General features: G+C 70.7%; 13 protein-coding genes. 4 read left to right on the top strand and 9 right to left on the bottom strand.

Annotated elements, in window-relative coordinates; all coding sequences use genetic code 11:
- On the top strand, window positions 1-688 hold a 688-nt coding region (locus KOI35_RS45595; RefSeq protein ID WP_438870667.1), incomplete at its 5' end, for a GNAT family N-acetyltransferase.
- A 228-nt stretch (window positions 689-916) separates the two neighbouring features.
- Here the strand turns inward: KOI35_RS45595 and KOI35_RS45590 are convergent.
- From KOI35_RS45590 to KOI35_RS45550, 9 genes are read right to left on the bottom strand one after another with little or no spacing between them, the layout of a single operon-like run.
- Entirely contained in the window at window positions 917-1,618 is a 702-nt protein-coding gene (locus KOI35_RS45590; RefSeq protein ID WP_215796033.1) for an endo alpha-1,4 polygalactosaminidase, read from the bottom strand.
- Window positions 1,615-2,571, bottom strand: coding sequence for an NAD-dependent epimerase/dehydratase family protein (locus KOI35_RS45585; protein ID WP_215796032.1), 957 nt, complete (start codon window positions 2,569-2,571; stop codon window positions 1,615-1,617). Before KOI35_RS45585 ends, KOI35_RS45590 begins: the two co-directional genes overlap by 4 nt.
- On the bottom strand, window positions 2,568-3,866 hold the full coding sequence (locus KOI35_RS45580) for a nucleotide sugar dehydrogenase (RefSeq protein WP_215796031.1): 1,299 nt from the start codon (window positions 3,864-3,866) through the stop codon (window positions 2,568-2,570). The genes KOI35_RS45585 and KOI35_RS45580 overlap by 4 nt, the downstream gene beginning before the upstream one ends.
- Before the next feature lie 10 nt (window positions 3,867-3,876).
- Window positions 3,877-4,878 carry a glycoside hydrolase family 191 protein gene (locus KOI35_RS45575; protein ID WP_308121457.1) on the bottom strand — a complete coding sequence of 334 codons (1,002 nt, stop codon included), beginning with the start codon at window positions 4,876-4,878 and terminating at the stop codon, window positions 3,877-3,879.
- The gene (locus KOI35_RS45570; protein WP_215796030.1) at window positions 4,875-5,711 is read right to left on the bottom strand and encodes an NAD-dependent epimerase/dehydratase family protein; all 837 of its coding nucleotides are present in this window, start codon (window positions 5,709-5,711) and stop codon (window positions 4,875-4,877) included. The genes KOI35_RS45575 and KOI35_RS45570 overlap by 4 nt, the downstream gene beginning before the upstream one ends.
- Window positions 5,712-5,754: 43 nt before the next feature.
- A complete protein-coding gene (locus KOI35_RS45565) occupies window positions 5,755-6,483 on the bottom strand; it encodes a sugar phosphate nucleotidyltransferase (RefSeq protein WP_215796029.1) in 729 nt (242 codons plus the stop codon).
- Window positions 6,484-6,503: 20 nt separating this feature from the next.
- A complete protein-coding gene (locus KOI35_RS45560) occupies window positions 6,504-7,904 on the bottom strand; it encodes a hypothetical protein (RefSeq protein ID WP_215796028.1) in 1,401 nt (466 codons plus the stop codon).
- On the bottom strand, window positions 7,901-9,421 hold the full coding sequence (gene pelF, locus KOI35_RS45555) for a GT4 family glycosyltransferase PelF (protein ID WP_215796027.1): 1,521 nt from the start codon (window positions 9,419-9,421) through the stop codon (window positions 7,901-7,903). The genes KOI35_RS45560 and pelF overlap by 4 nt, the downstream gene beginning before the upstream one ends.
- 4 nt (window positions 9,422-9,425) lie before the next feature.
- Window positions 9,426-11,540, bottom strand: coding sequence for an Agd3-related carbohydrate-binding protein (locus KOI35_RS45550; RefSeq protein WP_246614867.1), 2,115 nt, complete (start codon window positions 11,538-11,540; stop codon window positions 9,426-9,428).
- A gap of 676 nt (window positions 11,541-12,216) precedes the next feature.
- Here KOI35_RS45550 and KOI35_RS45545 point away from each other — a divergent pair.
- The 3 genes from KOI35_RS45545 (at window position 12,217) to KOI35_RS45535 (ending at window position 15,828) form a co-directional block, all read left to right on the top strand.
- Window positions 12,217-13,392 (top strand): alpha/beta hydrolase family protein, encoded by a 1,176-nt coding sequence (locus tag KOI35_RS45545; RefSeq protein WP_215796026.1) that lies wholly within the window; start codon window positions 12,217-12,219, stop codon window positions 13,390-13,392.
- A gap of 715 nt (window positions 13,393-14,107) precedes the next feature.
- A complete protein-coding gene (locus KOI35_RS49215; protein ID WP_215796025.1) occupies window positions 14,108-15,226 on the top strand; it encodes a sensor histidine kinase in 1,119 nt (372 codons plus the stop codon).
- Window positions 15,223-15,828 carry a response regulator transcription factor gene (locus KOI35_RS45535; protein WP_215796024.1) on the top strand — a complete coding sequence of 202 codons (606 nt, stop codon included), beginning with the start codon at window positions 15,223-15,225 and terminating at the stop codon, window positions 15,826-15,828. Before KOI35_RS49215 ends, KOI35_RS45535 begins: the two co-directional genes overlap by 4 nt.
- Window positions 15,829-15,832 lie beyond the last annotated feature (4 nt).

The raw sequence follows: 15,832 nt of genomic DNA, 5'->3' as shown, positions 1-15,832 counted from the left end.
CACCCAACTGAGCGGTCCGAACACCAGATTGAGCGGCCCGGACACCCAACTGAGCGGTCCGAACACCAGATTGAGCGGCCCGGACACCCAACTGAGCGGTCCGAACACCAGATTGAGCGGCCCGGACACCCAACTGAGCGGTCCGAACACCAGATTGAGCGGCCCGGACGCCGAGCTGACCGGTCCGGCCGTCGAGGTGGCGGTGGCCGGGCCGATCCCGGCCGCCCATCCCGGATGGGAACTGGTCGGCGAGGTGCCGGGCGTGCAGTTCGTGGACGACTGGTTGCGCGCGGAACCGTTCGAAGATGCGCGAGCGCTCACCGCCGCCGACGTGCCCGAGATCCTGGACCTGATCGAACGCACTCAACCCGGCCCGTTCCGCACGCGCACGATCGAACTGGGGACCTATCTCGGCGTGCGGCGGAACGGGAGGTTGATCGCGATGGCCGGTGAGCGGTTGCATCCGCCGGGCTGGACCGAGATCAGCGCGGTGTGCACCGATCCGGCGTTCCGCGGGCAGGGGCTGGCCACAAAGTTGGTGCGCGCGGTGGCGTTCGGAGTCCGGCAGCGCGGCGAGATCCCGTTCCTGCACACCTCTGCGGCCAACACGAACGCGATCCGCCTCTACCAGTCGATCGGTTTCCGACTGCGGAAGCGGACCACGTTCGCGCTCTACCGCGCGCTGTGAGTTCCCGGCGCGCAAAAGCGGACAACCGGCGCTCACCATGCGCGCCGCCGGCTCAGACAGCGCCCGGCGCGCAAAGCGAGCAACCGGCGCTCGCAATGCGCACCAGCGGCTCAGACAGCGCGCCCAGCGCGCAAAGCGAGCAACCGACGCTCACAATGCGCGCCGACGGCTCAGACAGCGCCCGGCGCGCAAAGCGGGCATCCGGCGCTCGCAATGCGCGCCGGCGGATCAGACGCGGGACAGGGCCCGGTCGCTGACGATGCACTCCATGCCGAACTGGCGGGCGCGACGGACGGCGAAGTCGGTCAGGCCCGGGTCGTCGGCGTAGTCCAGCGCGTACAGGTCGAGCTGCAACCGCAACAACTGCTCGGCGATCTGGGCGTGGAACTCCAGCGTGTCGGCCGGCCAGGCCGCGTACCCCTGCTCGGTCCACCGCGCCGAGAATGATTCGAACACCACCCCGTCGACCAGTTCGGCCAGCCGCGGCAGCATCCCGAAGCCGCGGTTGGCCAGGATGTACGCCGAACCGGCCTCGGCCCGCAGCGCCGCCACCAGGGTGAGCAGGTGCGGCACGTCCTCGGGGAAGGTCAGCTCGACGTTGAGCGTGTCGAGGAACAAGCCGTCGAACCCGGCCGCCAGCGCGTCCCGGGCCTGCCCGACCACGTGCGAGACCCAGTCCGGGTGCCCGACGTGCACGAACTTGCCGCCCCAGTCCGGGTTGACCTCGGTGCGCTGCCATTCGGCGGGCGGCCCGGTGTCCTCGGAGAGGGTCAGGTACGCCAGCACGTGCACGCCCTTGGCCTTGAGGAAGGCGATCTCCTCGGCGTTGTAGAAGTCGGGCTGCAGCACCACGCGCGGGTACTCGGCCAGGTCGACCAGCCGCCCGTTGCCGTAGTAGAAGCAGATCGGCGCCCGCTCAGGTGAAGTCATGACGGCCTCCCGTGTGACGCGTACCAGGCGTACGTGGTCCGGACGCCCTCTTCGAGCGTGACCGTCGGCTCGAACCCGGTCAGCTCGCGCAGCTTCGACAGGTCCGGGCAGCGGCGCCGCACCGATCCGGGCGGGGCGTCGGCGGTCTCGATGGCGGGACTCACCCCGGCCACCCGCAGGACCAGCTTGGCCAGGTCGCCGATGTTGGTCTCCTCGCGGTCGTTGCCGATGTGCACGATCTGCCCGGCCGCGGCCGGGGTGGCCATCAGCCGGACCATCGCCTCGACCGCGTCGTCGACGTGGCAGAACGCGCGGAACTGGTCGGCCCCGGGCACCCGGAACGGGTCCTCACCGCCGCGCGCCCGCAACGACATCTCGGGGATCACGTGGTCGGCGCCCATCCGCGGCCCGTAGACGTTGTGGAAGCGCCCGACCACCGCCTCGAAGCCGCGGGCCCGGGCCGTGTGCAGGAACGCGGCCTCGCCGAGGAGCTTGCTGACCGCGTACGCGAAACGCGGTGCCGTGATGTCCGAGATCATCGTCGGGATGGCCTCGGGCGTCGGGACCGGCACGATGCCCGCGTCGACGCCGCCCGCGTAGACCTCGCTGGTCGACGCGAAGAAGACCCGCTCCCCCGGCTCCAGCCAGTCGAGCAGGTGCATGGCCACGAGCGTGTTCACCCGCACCACGCGGGCCGGGTCCTTCTCCACGTTGCGCACACCCACGACGGCGGCGAGCAGGTAGATCTGGTCCCAGCCGTGCTCGAGCCCGGCGTAGAAGGCGGGATCGGTCAGGTCGCCCGAGACGATCGTGGCGCCCAGCTCCTGCAGATCGGCGTCCGAGCGCCCGCGCGAGAAGTCGTCGACGATCGTGACGTCGTGGCCGTCGGCGACCAGTCGCCGGGCCAGGTGGGCGCCGATGAAACCGGCGCCGCCGAGCAGGAGGGCCCTCATGCCGCCACCAGCCCGAGGCCGGCGTACCGGATGCCCGCCGCGCGAACGGCATCGGCGTCGAGGATGCGCCACGAGTCGAAGATCAGCGAAGGCCGGGCATCGCCGAGCACATCCTCGACAGAAAGAGCCCGGTAGTCCGGGTGGTCGTTGATGACCAGCACCGCGTCGCTGTCGGTGAACGCCTTGTCCAGGCTGATCGGGTCACCGCCGTACTGGCGAATGACCTCCGGCGTGACCATCGGGTCGTGACCGGTCACCGTGATGCCCGCCGCCGAGAAGATCGGCATCATGGTGGCGATCGGCGTCCCGCGCATGTCGTCGGTGGGCGGCCATCCCTTGTACGCCCATCCGAGCACCGCCAGGCGCAGGCCGCGGGTCTCGCCGCGCAGCTCGGACAGCAGCTTGACCACGGTCGACGCCACGTGCTTGGGCAGGTGCTCGTTGAGCGCGCGGGCCTGGCCGACCAGGAACGGCGTGTAGTCTCCGGCGCTGTCCAGCATGATGTACGGGTCCTTGCTGAGGCAGCCGCCGCCGACGTAGCCCGGCTTGGACAGGTCGGGCCGCGGGTAGTCCACGTTGGCCGCCCGGATCACCTCGAGCGGGTCGAGGCCGTGCTGCTCGGCGATGAGCGCGATCTCGTTGCCGAACGAGTAGATCAGGTCGGTGTGGCAGTTGTTGGACAGCTTGGTCAGCTCGGCCGCCTCGAGCGACGACACCGGGTGCACCGTGTTGGCCAGGCCGCCGAAGAACTCCAGCCCGGCCTGCAGCGAGGCGTCGTCGAGCCCGCCGACCACCTGCGGCAGCTCGACCAGTTCGCGCAGCGCCTGCCCCTGGATCGTGCGCTCGGGCGCCATCACCAGCCGCACGTTGCCCGCGCCCCAGGCCGCTTCGAGCTCGGGCAGCACGACCCGGCGGCTGGTGCCGACCGGCACGGTGCTGCGCACGACCACCAGGGTGCCCGCCTTGCACGTCGCGGCCACGTTGCGCGCGGCGGCGGCCAGGTTGGCCAGGTTGGGCCGGCGGGTGTTCTCGTCGACCGGCGTGGACACGCTGATCACGGCCACGTCGACGGTGTCGCGCGGCAGGTCGGGCGCGACGTGGATGCGGCTGCCCACGTGGGCGGCGAAGATGTCCTCGACGCCCGGCTCGAAGATGTGCGACCGGCCCTGCGCGAGGGTGTCGAGCACGTGGGTCGACACGTCGGCGCCGTGCACGACGTAGCCCTTGTCGGCCAGCGCGGCGGTCAGCGTCAGACCGACGTAGCCGAGGCCGACGACTCCGATCGTCTGTGGCATGCGGTTCTCCTTATTCACGGGGACACACCGGACCCGGTCGGTCCAGTTCGAGCACGGTGACCGTGCCGGTGAAGCGTTCGTTTGCGTAGTGCTTGCAGGCGGCGCGCACGTCGTCCGGCCGGCTCGCGTAGTCGACGCTGAGCACGAACTTGCCCGCCTCGCGCAGGGCACGGGTCTCGGCCAGGTTCTCGGCGCACCAGTCCTCGGTGCAGCGCTTGTCGGTGGCCTGGAAGAACAGCTCCTCCATGCCGATGCCGTCGATCGCCGCCGTGTAGCCCGGCTGGTGCCGCAGTTCCGGCGAGTTCTGCGGCACGATCAAAAAGCCAGGGCGACGAGCTTTCCCGTACGCGGAAATGCGCGCGATGAGCGACGCCATGTCCCGGGCCAGCGTGTCCCGGTCACGTCCTTGCACGTTTCTGAGCGAGATCTCCTCGTACGCCAGCGGCGTGTCCAGGTAAACGCCGTCGAACCCGGCCCGCAGCGCCTGGTCGACCCGCGGACGGACAACCTTCTGCCACCATCGCTCGTCGTAGAAACGCACGAAGTACTCGCCCGGCCAGTCGGCCCACTCGTTCCCGATCAGGTCACGGTCGAGGCCCCGGTACTCCGGGCGGAAGTCCTCGATGCTGCCGATCTCGAAGTACGCAAGAACCCGTTTGCCGGTGGCGCGAACATGCGCGATCTCGTCCGCGGTGAACCAGTCCCGGTGCGCGTCCCGGGCCAGGTCGATCACCACCGTGCCGTACGGGCCGGACGCCAGCTGGTCGAGGCGCCCGTCCCGGTAGTTCTGCAATTGATACGCCCAGCCCGCGCGGGGCTGAGCGGTGGTGAGCGATGGCGCCGGCGCCGACTGCGCGGGAGTGCGCGTCGGCGCCGGAGTGCGCGAACGAGCAGGTGCGGGCGGCGACTGCTCGATGGTGTCGGTTCGCTCGTCATCGGACGGCGAGGTACAGGCGGTGACGGTCAGAATCGCCGCCGCCAGAGAAGCCAGGACCGCCACCGCCCCTCTCACGCGTCTTCCCAGATGCTCTTGACCGAGGCGCTCAGGTCGTACGCCGGCGCCCACCCGAAATCGGCTGCCGCCCGCGAGATGTCGGCCTGGATCCAGTCGACCGCGGCCGACCGTTGCGGCCCGGCCCCCGCCTCGTGAACCGCACCGGTGAAGCCGGCCTGCGCGGCCAGCATCCCGACCGTCTCGCGCACGGTCACCGCCCGCCCGCTGCCGGCGTTGTAGACGTTGTGCGGCAGCAAATCAGCCGTCACCACAGCCCGGATCAGCGACGCCACATCCCGCACGTCCACGAAATCCCGGTGAGTGCCCAACGGACCGAGCGACAGCGCCGGCTCCCCGGCCCGCAGCTGCGCAGCCACCCGCCCCAGCACGGTTGAAGCCGGCTGCCCCGCCCCGATCGGGTTGAACACCCGCAGCGACACGGTGTTCGACGCCAGCGCGAACAGCCGGGTCCCGGCCGCGTGACTGACCCCGTAGGCTCCCACGGGCTCCAGACGGTCGTCCTCGGCCACCGCGCGACCGGAAGAGACGACACCGTACTCCCCCGCCGATCCGAGCCGTACCAGGCGCGCTTCCGGAGCCGACTCGAGCAGGTTGGCCGCCACCATCGCGTTGGCCCGCATCAGCTCGGCCGCCGTGCCGGTCAGCGCCCCGACGCAGCAGACCACCACGTCCGGCTTCTCCGCGCGCATCAATGCCTTGAGCGCGCCGACATCGCCGTGCACGAGGTCGTGCCGATCGCGGCCCGGGGTGACCAGCTCACCCACGTCGTCGAGAGCGGCCCGGACGTGCCGCCCGATGAACCCGGACGAGCCGAAGAGCACGATCCTCATCGCGGGCCGCCCCAGCACGAGCGCGAACCGCGGACAGCCACCGTCATACCGGCTCTCCGGCGCGGTCGCGCAGCAGCTTGGGCCGCAGCTCCTCGAAGCTGCGGTTGGCCTCGTCGTAGTCCTCGGGCCGCCCGATGTCGAGCCAGAAACCGGTGAACGGATAGGTGCCCGGGTTCTCCCGGCGGGCCAGCAGATCGAGCACCAGCTCGTCGAAGCCGAACGACAGACCGGCCGGGTAGGGGGCCAGGGTGCGCCGGCTCATCCCGTACACGCCCATGCTGACCTGGTAGCGCAGGCTCGGCTTCTCGCGGAACCCGACGATCTGCGACGCCTCGACGTCGAGCACCCCGAACTCCACCTTGTGCGTGCGCTCGGCGATCGCCACGGTCAGCCCGGTCCCGCTCAGGGCATGCTGGGTGAGCAGGTCGGCGTAGTCGAGATCGGTCAGCACGTCGCCGTTCATCACCAGGAAGTGCTCGGGCAGCGAGTCCTTGAGCCCGAACAGCGGCCCGACCGTCGACAGGGGACGATCCTCCTCGATGTAGTCGACGGTCAGTCCCCAGCGCGCCCCGTCGCCGACGAAGGCGCGGATGAGTGGCCCGAGGTGGTTGATGGCCAGGGTGACCGAGGTGAAGCCGCAGCCCGCGAGCTGGTCCAGGACGATCTCCAGGATCGCGTGCTTGTCACCGATCGGCATCAGAGGCTTGGGCAGCGTGGTGGTGTACGGCCGCAGCCGCACCCCCTTGCCGCCGGCGAGAATCACCGCGTGCATGCAGATCTCCCCCTTGTGACTTACCGGTAGTGGCGAACCTGGCGGACGGACGGCGCCAGGCCGAGCAGGAAAAGCGCGAGCAGCGCGAGCACGCTGCCCAGGAACAGGACGGTGTCGGCCAGTGGGGTGACCGGGCCGCCCAGCAGGAACACGGCGCCGAGGTGCAGCACCAGCGCGGCGACCAGCGACGCGCAGAGGTGGCCGAAGCGCTCGAACCCGGCCAGCAGGAAGGCGGCGTAGTAGGCGCCGGCGAGCAGGACGTGGGCGGCGACCATGACGACCACGGCCGGGTCGGTGGTGCCCAGCACGGCCAGGAGCGCGACGCCGAGCACGGCCGGGACGGCCAGGCAGAGCAGGATCTCGCGGCCGATCGCGCGGGCCACGCCCTGCTCGAAGTCGGCCGGGCGACGGCTGCCCCGGGTCAGCCCGACGGCCTGGGCGCGGAACTGCTCGGCCCGCCACTCGACGAAGCCCATCGACAGGATCAGCGGGGCCACGGCGATCGCGATGTCGAGCCGGTCGGGCAGGTAGGGCAGGGCGGCGTGCAGGAGCAGAACCGCCGAGAGGATCCCGTACGCGGTCACGCCGCTCAGCGCCCGCCACGGCAGCCGGGTGGCCGGTTCGTCCCGGCTCCCCTTCCGGAAGGTGCAGAGCAGCGCGACGGTGAACGCGATCGTGACGCCGGCGCCCGCGGTGATCAGGGCGGCGTCGCGCAGCGAGGGGCTGAGCAGATAGGCCACGCCCGCCACCACGGCCGGGGCCATCGCCACGACCTGCCACAGCTCGCGGCGGTAGAACATCAGGACCGTGCCCGCGAGCTGGTAGGCGAGCTGGCCCGCGGCGAGCACGATGAGCCGCCAGTCGCCCAGGCTCGCCCCGAGGGCGGCGCCCAGCAGCGGGGCGGCCAGGGCCGAGAAACGCAGCAGCCGGGCCGCCCGGTGCGGGCGGTTGGAACCGAGCAACTGGTAGGCGGCGAAGGCGACCGTGCCCGCGTAGGCCCAGCCGATGACCCCGGCAACGGTCAGTGTGATCAGGGCGTTGCGGTGCCCGAGTACGGCCAGCACGGCCGGGAAGACGGCACTGGGCAGGGCGTAGAGCGGGCCGTGGAGCAGCAGCCGGAGGGTGCGGCGCCGGCTGTTCCCGGCCGCGGCCGGGGCGGGCGGGTCGTCGGACGGCGGGCCGAGGCGGCGGAACACCTCGGAGGCCAACGCGAACACGTCGGGGAAGCCGTACTCGACCCGGGCGATGCGGTCGGTGACGCCGTCGGCCTCCAGCGCGGCGGCCACCTGAAGCGCTTCGACGGCCCGGCCGAGGGCGGGCCGCATCCGGTCGACGAGCATGTCGAGCGGGTCGGTGGAGATGCGCGGCAGCACCACCGGGTGGGTCGGCGGCGCGCTCACCGTCTTGTCCTCGACGGTCATCGGCGGCCCATCCACGCCGGTGCGGCCGGGCGCAGGCGCGGGGCCGGCACCCGTGACGGCCGCAGGTGACGCGGCTGCTCGCCCGCCTCGAGCGGGGTGACCAGGCCCTCGTAGACGTTGCGGTACATCTGCAGCGACTGGGCCAGGGTGAAATGCTCGAGCACCCGGGCCCGGGCCGCGAAGCCGAGGTTGTGCCGCAGCTCGTCGTCCTTCAGCAGCTCGATGCAGGCCTCGGCCACGGCCACGTGGTCGCGCGGCGCCACGACCCGGCCGGTGTCGGCCACCGCCTCGGCCACGCCGCCCACGTTCGTACACACGCAAGGCCGGCCGCAGGCCATCGCCTCGACCACCGTGTACGGGAAGCCCTCGGAGATGCTGGTGAGCGCCACGATGCTGCCGGCGTGGTAGGCGTCGACGGCCCGGGCGATGCGCCCCTCGAGCACGGCTGCGCCCTCGAGTCCCAGTTCGGCGATGAGCGCCTCGCATGACTCGTGGTAGGTGCGGTTGACGGCCGGGGTGCCACCGAAGATGCGCAGGCGGGCGTTCGGAATCTGCTCGCGGACCAGAGCAAACGCGCGGATCAGCGTGTGCAGGTCCTTGAGCGGGTCGACCCGGCCCATGAACGAGATGGTCGGCACGTCGGGTTCGCTGGAGGCGGCCGGGAACTCGGCCGGCTCGACGCCGTTGTACATCGTCCACATGCGTTCGGGGTCGGCGCCGTTGTGCAGCTGCCACCGCCGGTTGTAGGCCGAGTGCGGCGCCAGCACGTCGGTGATGAGATAGGCGGCCCCGGCGAGCGAGCGGAAGAAGCTCAGGGCCATCACCCGTACGGCGTGGGGTGCGTCGTCGTGCAGGTAGGAGATGTAGCGCTCGCGCAGATAGATGCCGTGCTCGCTCATCACCAGCGGCGTGCCGTAGCGCCACTTGGCCACCATCGCCACGAGCATGGACAGCCCGTTCATCGAGCAGTGCACGATGTCGGCCTCGACGGCCGGGGCGCTCAGCGGGCGCAGCATGTGCTCGAGCAGCCAGGTGGCCTGGATCGCGTCGGCCACCGTGGGCGCCTCGGTGGTCTGCTCGACGCGCAGTTCGTGCCACGCGTCGAGCATCATCGTGACCGCCTCGTTGGAGACGAGCGCCTCGCCCAGGTCACCGCCCGACGCGGCGTACTCGTAAAGGCCTCTCAGCGCGAGGAGGAAGAGCCCCCGGCCCTGTTCCGGGCGCAGAGTGTCGAGCGGCGTGATGAGCGCGCGCAGGAACATCTCGTACGGGCCGGTGAAGGCCGGGCCGGGCGTCTGCCGGGGGCGGCCGCGGTCACGGCCGCCCCACAGCGGCACGGAGTGCACCCGGTCGAGGTTCGCCGGTGCGGCGAAGACGGACTGCTCGGAGCCGTCGACGGTGAGCGCCACGACCTCCCAGCGGTAGTCGGGCATCCCCTTGATGAGCTGCTCGCACCAGATGCTGACGCCGCCCATCGCGTAGGGGTAGGTCCCCTCGGACACGAGTGCAATCCGCATGGTGTTACGCCCGCGGCGTGGCCGGGACGGTCACCGGGGTGCCGGCCGTGATCGCCACCGGGGTCGTGACATCCGTCCCGTACGTGGTCGAGGCCGTTCCCGTGACACCGCTGACCTGAAGCGTCCCGGCCGCCGGCGAGGTGACCGTGACCGTGCCCGCGGACCGGTCGTAGACCGCGTCGGCCCCGGCCGCCAGCTGCCCGAAGTGCTTGGTGCGGACGCTGGTGTAGGCGCCGATCTCGGACCAGTCCAGGTTCAGCAGCGGCACCGAGTAGATGGCCTTGTACTTGGCCACGGTGGCCTCGGTCCAGTCGGTGGCCAGCGTGCGGCCGTTGCCGTAGTCACGGACGTTGGCGATGTGCAGGGTGTGCGTGTTGATGCCGCCCGACGCCACGTGCTGCAGCGCGATCCCGGTCTCGTAGTCGAGGATCTGCGCGTAGGTGCGGTTGGTCGGCCAGTACGGGAACTTGCCGTTCGGGCCGTAGAAGGAGTTGTAGAACGCGGTCTCCTCCTCGGGCGTGGTGCAGAAGTAGGCGAAGTTGGTCGGCCAGTCCGGCACGACCTCGACCGCCGGCTCCAGCGGGTGCACGATCGACGCGTTGAAGTGCGCGGGCTTGTGGCTCGCGAACGACATGTTGCCGTGCAGGTACTTGATGTTCAGGTCCTTGGCCGCCTGCAGCAGGTTCGGGTTGGAACCTTCCAGGCCGTGGTCGACCGGCACGCCGGTGTCGTCGTCCGGGTCGACCGTGTAGACGCCGAGACCCGAGTACTCGGGCGTCTTGAGCACCCCGGCCGACTCGTTGAGCCCGATCGCCGCGCCCGCGTTGCGGTTGTCGAGGATCTCGGCCTTCGTCACGGCGTAGCTCGTGTTGTTGAGCTCCGGGTGGTTGAGCGTGTGGTTGAGCCACCGGAAGTCGTTCTTCAGGCACTTGGTGGTGGCCGTCAGCTCGTTGATGCCGCCGTTGGGGCTGCACTGGCTGCCGGCGAACGGGTCGATGTCGGCGCCGTTGAAGGCCAGGTTGAACTTGAACCCGTTGCCGATCGCGTCCTGCCGCTGGTCGAGGTTGACCATGTCGTGGCCGGAGACCTGGAAGCCGGGGTCGTACTCGATGTGGCCGTCCGGGTAGTAGTGGTCGGCGGTGTTGAACCAGTCGTCGATGTCGACGTTGAGGTAGTGCCGCTGCTCGCCCAGGAACAGGCCCTTGGTCGCCCACCGCACCAGACCGTAGACCAGCACGTCGGACTGCAGCAGGTACTGGTTGAGGGTGAAGGTCAGCGCGAGGCGCTCACGGCCGTCGACCGACGTCGAGCGCACGCCCAGCACGTTGGTGCCGTCGGTGGCGATCGACTCGGCGGCGCAGCCGGGGGCGATGCTCGTCTTGTAGACGTAGGACTGCACGACCGGGATAGCGGCGTCGGCCTTCAGGTAGTCGAACACGCCGGCACCGGCCGCGGTGAGCGACACGTTGAGCGGGGTGTCGCCGACCGAGGTCTCACCGGCCGAGCGCAGGCAGTAGTCCTCGGGCCAGGAGCCGTACGAGGTGTAGAGCGAGGCCTGACGGACACCGAAGTTCCGCTCGTACGCCCACAGGATGTTCCACTCGTTGCTGTCCAGCCCGTTCAGGTACGAGCTGCCCTCGGCGTACACCTGCATGGTGTTGGTCAGCAGGATCGCGTTGTACTTGCCGGTGCCGTCGGGCCGCACGAGGGTGTCGACGGTGACCGGGGTGGTCGCCGTGTAGAGCACGTCGTAGGCCGCGCCGAGCCGGTCGAGCGTGGTCTTCCAGGTCGGCACGCCGAAGTCGTCGGTGTTGGTGGCGACGACCAGCGCGCGCAGGGCGACCTTGTCGTTGAGGCCGGCGAGGGCTGCGGCCGGGGCTTTCTGCTTGGCCGCGGCCGCCGGCTTGGCCAGCGCGACCTTGCCGGCCCGCTTGGGCAGCGGTGCGGGCGGCTTGACCTGGGGGCGGGCGACCTGGCCGTAGCCCGGAACCTGGGGCGGGGCCTTGGGCTTGGCAGGTTTCGCGACCGCAGGCGCCCCGGTCACGAGCGCGCCGGCACACAGTGCGGCGACCAGGGCGCGTACCGCACGGCGGTAGGCGGGCATGCGGGCAGCGACCATCGAGCAACCTCCACGGAGGACGACGGGAGATGAATTGGCGGTGCGGCACGGATCAGGCCCCGGTGGAGGGGACCGACGGCGAGTCTAAGCAAAAATTAAGGATCGCCGGGGGTCGATCGCCGTGTCTCCACAACGACCATTCCAGGTCGTTGACGCCCATCGACGGCAGTGCTATCCGGAACCGTCCTTAGATCGGCGTCTAAACATCGTGGACAGTCCGCATGATCGCCCTGACAAGCCATTTCACGATCCACCGGTAATGGCTCGTTAACAATTTTCGCGAACTCCTCCACCCATCGAAGATCAGCTATCTACATAGGGTTCGCCAGGCTAGATCACCAAACGCCCGACTTGAACGTGTTGCCGGGATCCACGACGGCAGCACAATCGGTCTGGTTTGGACTGTGGGTTGTGGACGCAGCGTGGCGGGCACTCGACGGTCCGCCCACGTAAGTGATTGAGACGTATCAATAGGAAACAGCGTTTCCCTTCACTCGCCACTCCACCGCCGGAAAGGCCGATGACACGTCCCGGAAATGTCAGACAGAATGGCCGGCAAATTACCGGCGAGTAATTGCCGGAATGACAGATGTCATCGCCGGGACGTGCAAGACGTACCTGAACCGATGACCGGCGGCACTACGACCGTGCCGCCCCGGACGGAAGTCTCGACGGCATGAGGATCATCGCTCTCGCCCTCGCCGCCACCCTCGCCGCCGGCCAGCCCGCGCCGGTCGCCACCACCGGTCAGGCCGCGCCGGTCGCCACCGCCGGTCAGGCCGCGCCGGTCGCCGCCGACGTCCGGCTCACCCTGCCCGCACCGACCGGGCACGACCGGATCGGAACCGTCTCGCTGCACCTCGTCGACGCCTCGCGCGGCGACCCCTGGGTGCCGGCCGAGAAACGCCGCGAACTGATGGCCCAGATCTGGTACCCCGCCGCCACGGTCGACGGCTACCGCCGGGCGGACTGGGTCACCCCCGGGATCGCCGCCAAGCTCGCCCCGCCGGGCTCCGGCTTCACCGTGCCGGTCACCGACGGGCACATCGGCGCCCCCGCCGCGCCCGGACGCCGCCCGGTCGTGCTCTTCTCCCCCGGCCTGGGCATGGAACGGACCACGGCCACCGCGCTGGTCGAAGACCTCGCCTCGCACGGTTTCGTCGTCGTCACCATCGACCACACCCACGACGCCAACTTCGTCGAGTTCCCCGACGGCCGGATCGCTACCCTGGCCCTGCCCGTCCCCACCGACGAGACCCAGGAGAAGGCGATGCTGGCCAAGGCCCTGGCCGTACGCGTCGCCGACACCCGCTTCGTGCTCGACACGCTGACCGCGATCGCCCGCGGCCGTGGTCCCTCGGTGCCCCGCGGCCTGCCCCGGGCCCTGGATCTGAACCGGGTCGCCATGGTCGGCCACTCGATGGGCGGCGCCACCGCGGCCGAGACGATGCGCGTCGACCGCCGCGTGCGGGCCGGGCTCAACCTGGACGGCACGTTCTTCGGTCGCGTGCTCGACACCGGTCTGGACCGCCCGTTCCTGATGCTGGGCGCCGCCACCGGCGACGACGGCACCTGGACCCGCATGTGGACCAAGCTGCGCGGTCCGCGGCACTGGCTCGAGCTGCAGAACACCCGGCACCTGTCCTTCACCGACCTGCAGACCCTGCTGCCGCAGATGAACACCCCCGCCGAGCAGGCCGAGCCCTTGATCGGCACCATCGACGGCGACCGTTCGATCGCCGTCCAGCGCCCCTATGTGCGGGCCTTCCTCGACCGCTACCTGCGCCACCGCCCCGGCACGCTGCTGACGGGCCCGTCGCCGGCATATCCCGAGATGCGCTTCCCCCACTGAGTTCCGGCGCCGCCGGTGGACGGGGCCCGCCCTCCCTCAGGGGCCCCCGTCCACCGGCATGGTGGCCGATCTGAGCGATCTTGGGAGTAGACCGCGGCGCCGCCTGTGTGTCGTATCCCGAGACATGTGTCAGTGGTTGTTGACCATGCGGTTGGGGTGAGGGCGATGTAGTTGCGGTCGGGTTCGAGGTGAGAGTGGCCGAGGGGTCGGCCGTCGGGGTGGTAGACGGTGACACGGCCGTTGTCGCGGATGATCGTCGAACGCGACGGCACCGGCCACGCCGGCCCGCCGCGTTGCCGGACACTGGCCAGAGCATCACGGATGAAGCCGGCCCCGTTGTCCGGGCTCATCTCGGCCGCAGCTTGCAGATCCAGACTTCCAGATCCGCCGGGATCGCCCGGGGAACTGTGGTGCGGGCGCCGGGAAAGTGGCTGCCCCTGACCCTCGGCCCGGATCCGGGCTTGATGCCGGTAGACGGTGCGCTCGGACACGCCATGGGTTCGGGCGAACCCGGCCGCGCTCACCGCAATCCCCGCCGCCAGCTGAACATCCAGCGGGTTCATGACATGCCGCCGAGAAGCCATACCCAGCAGCACGGACAACACCACCCACGGCCTGAACCGACTGACACATCTCTTGGGACAGCGGCGCCGCCTGTGGGCAACGCGGAATTGTGGACAACCGCCACCATGGTGGGCGACGGATCGGAGGGGTCGTGCGCAGTCAGACGGATCGCTTCGAGCTCTATATCAAAGGCACCCTCTACAGCAACGTCGCGTTCGGGCCGCTTCTTGTGGGCGGGGCGGTGCTCGACGGGCAGCGGGTCGGGCTCGAGCTGGTGCCCGTGGCCGCCGCTCTTGTCGTCCATCTCGTTCTCTGTGTGCTGCTGATGCGGGCGGGCATCGCCGTCTACCCGGGCCGCGGCCCGCTGCCCGTCCGGCTGATCGTGGCCGGCGCAGTGTCGTCCGTGGTCGCGGCGGCGGCCGGTCTGGCGACGTACGGACAAGGAGACAGCCCGGCCGCCGCGGTCCTGATCGAAGTTGTCGTCCTCTTCGCGATCGCGTTGAGCACTCTGGTCCGCCCGATGGTCGTCCTCGGCACGGTGGGGATCGCCGGGATCGCGGCGATCATGGTGATGCAGCGCGACCCCGGGCCGGCCCTGGTGCTGGCCGCGATCCTGCTCTTCCTGGTGCCCGCGGCCCGGGTCACCCTGTGGACGCTGGGGCTGGTGCGTGAGCTCGACGAGGCCCGGCGCCGTCAGGCCCGGCTCGCCGTCGCCGAGGAGCGCCTGCGGATCTCCCGCGACCTGCACGACGTGCTCGGGCGTACGCTCTCGGTCGTGGCCCTCAAAGCCGAACTGTCCGCCCGCCTGGTCCGGCGGGGTCGGCCGGAGGCGGCCGACGAGATGCTCGAGGTTCGCCGCATCGCGCAGGACGCGCTCACCGAGGTCCGCGCCGTGGTCGCCGGTTATCGTGCGGCCGGCCTGTCGGCCGAGCTCGCCGGGGCCCGGTCCCTGCTGGAGTCGGCCGGCATCACCACGCACGTCGAGGGCGCCGGCATCGACCTGCCCGCGGACGTGCAGGAGGCGCTCGGCTGGGTCGTCCGGGAGGGGACGACCAACGTGCTGCGCCACAGCGAGGCCGGCGAATGCCACCTCACCCTGCGTACCGAGGCCGGCCAGGTGACGCTGACGATGGTGAACGACGGTGTTGCCGGGCCACCGAACGAGGGCACCGGGCTGACCGGCCTGACCGAACGGATCGCCGCCCTCGGCGGCACGGTCACCGCCACAAGGATCGAACCCGGCCGATTCCAGCTACGGGCCGAACTGTGATCCGGGTGCTGCTCGCCGACGACGAGCATCTGATCCGGGGTGCGATGGCCGCGCTGCTGGCCCTCGAGGACGATCTGACCGTCTCGGCCCAGGCCGCCACGGGAGCCGAGACCCTGGCCATGGCCCGCGCGCTACGCCCGGACGTCGCCGTCCTCGACCTGCAACTGCCCGACCGCAACGGGATCGACGTGGCCGCGACGCTGCACCGCGACGTCCCGGTCTGCCGCACGATGATCGTCACCAGTCACGGCCGGCCCGCCCATCTGCGTCGCGCGCTGGCCGCCGGCGTGCGCGGCTTCCTGCCCAAGACGGCGGCGGCCGAGGTGCTGGCCGGCGTCATCCGCACGGTCGCGGCGGGCGGCCGCTACGTCGACCCGCAGCTGGCCGCCGAGGCCATCAGCGCCGGGGAGAGCCCGCTGACCGCCCGCGAGACCCAGGTGCTGGAGCTGGCCGCCTCGGGTGCTCCGGTAGACGAGATCGCCCGGGGCGCCGCCCTCTCGCCCGGCACGGTCCGCAATTATCTGTCGGCCGCGGCCGGCAAGCTGGGCGCCGCGAACCGGCATGAGGCCGCCCGTCTGGCCCGCGAGCAGGGGTGGATCTGAGGCC

Source organism: Paractinoplanes bogorensis, from assembly GCF_018829635.1.
Taxonomy (GTDB): Bacteria; Actinomycetota; Actinomycetes; order Mycobacteriales; family Micromonosporaceae; genus Actinoplanes; species Actinoplanes bogorensis.
Note: the sequence above shows the minus strand (reverse complement) of the source record. Positions and strands in the feature narration are given on the sequence as shown.

Bases quoted from the DNA above. Each gene is read 5' to 3' on its own strand.
- KOI35_RS45590 (WP_215796033.1), bottom strand. From the start codon at position 1,618: ATGACTTCACCTGAGCGGGCGCCGATCTGCTTCTACTACGGCAACGGG.
- KOI35_RS45560 (WP_215796028.1), bottom strand. From the start codon at position 7,904: ATGACCGTCGAGGACAAGACGGTGAGCGCGCCGCCGACCCACCCGGTG.
- KOI35_RS45580 (WP_215796031.1), bottom strand. From the start codon at position 3,866: ATGCCACAGACGATCGGAGTCGTCGGCCTCGGCTACGTCGGTCTGACG.
- pelF (WP_215796027.1), bottom strand. From the start codon at position 9,421: ATGCGGATTGCACTCGTGTCCGAGGGGACCTACCCCTACGCGATGGGC.
- KOI35_RS45565 (WP_215796029.1), bottom strand. From the start codon at position 6,483: ATGCACGCGGTGATTCTCGCCGGCGGCAAGGGGGTGCGGCTGCGGCCG.
- KOI35_RS45545 (WP_215796026.1), top strand. From the start codon at position 12,217: ATGAGGATCATCGCTCTCGCCCTCGCCGCCACCCTCGCCGCCGGCCAG.
- KOI35_RS45550 (WP_246614867.1), bottom strand. From the start codon at position 11,540: ATGGTCGCTGCCCGCATGCCCGCCTACCGCCGTGCGGTACGCGCCCTG.
- KOI35_RS45585 (WP_215796032.1), bottom strand. From the start codon at position 2,571: ATGAGGGCCCTCCTGCTCGGCGGCGCCGGTTTCATCGGCGCCCACCTG.
- KOI35_RS45570 (WP_215796030.1), bottom strand. From the start codon at position 5,711: ATGAGGATCGTGCTCTTCGGCTCGTCCGGGTTCATCGGGCGGCACGTC.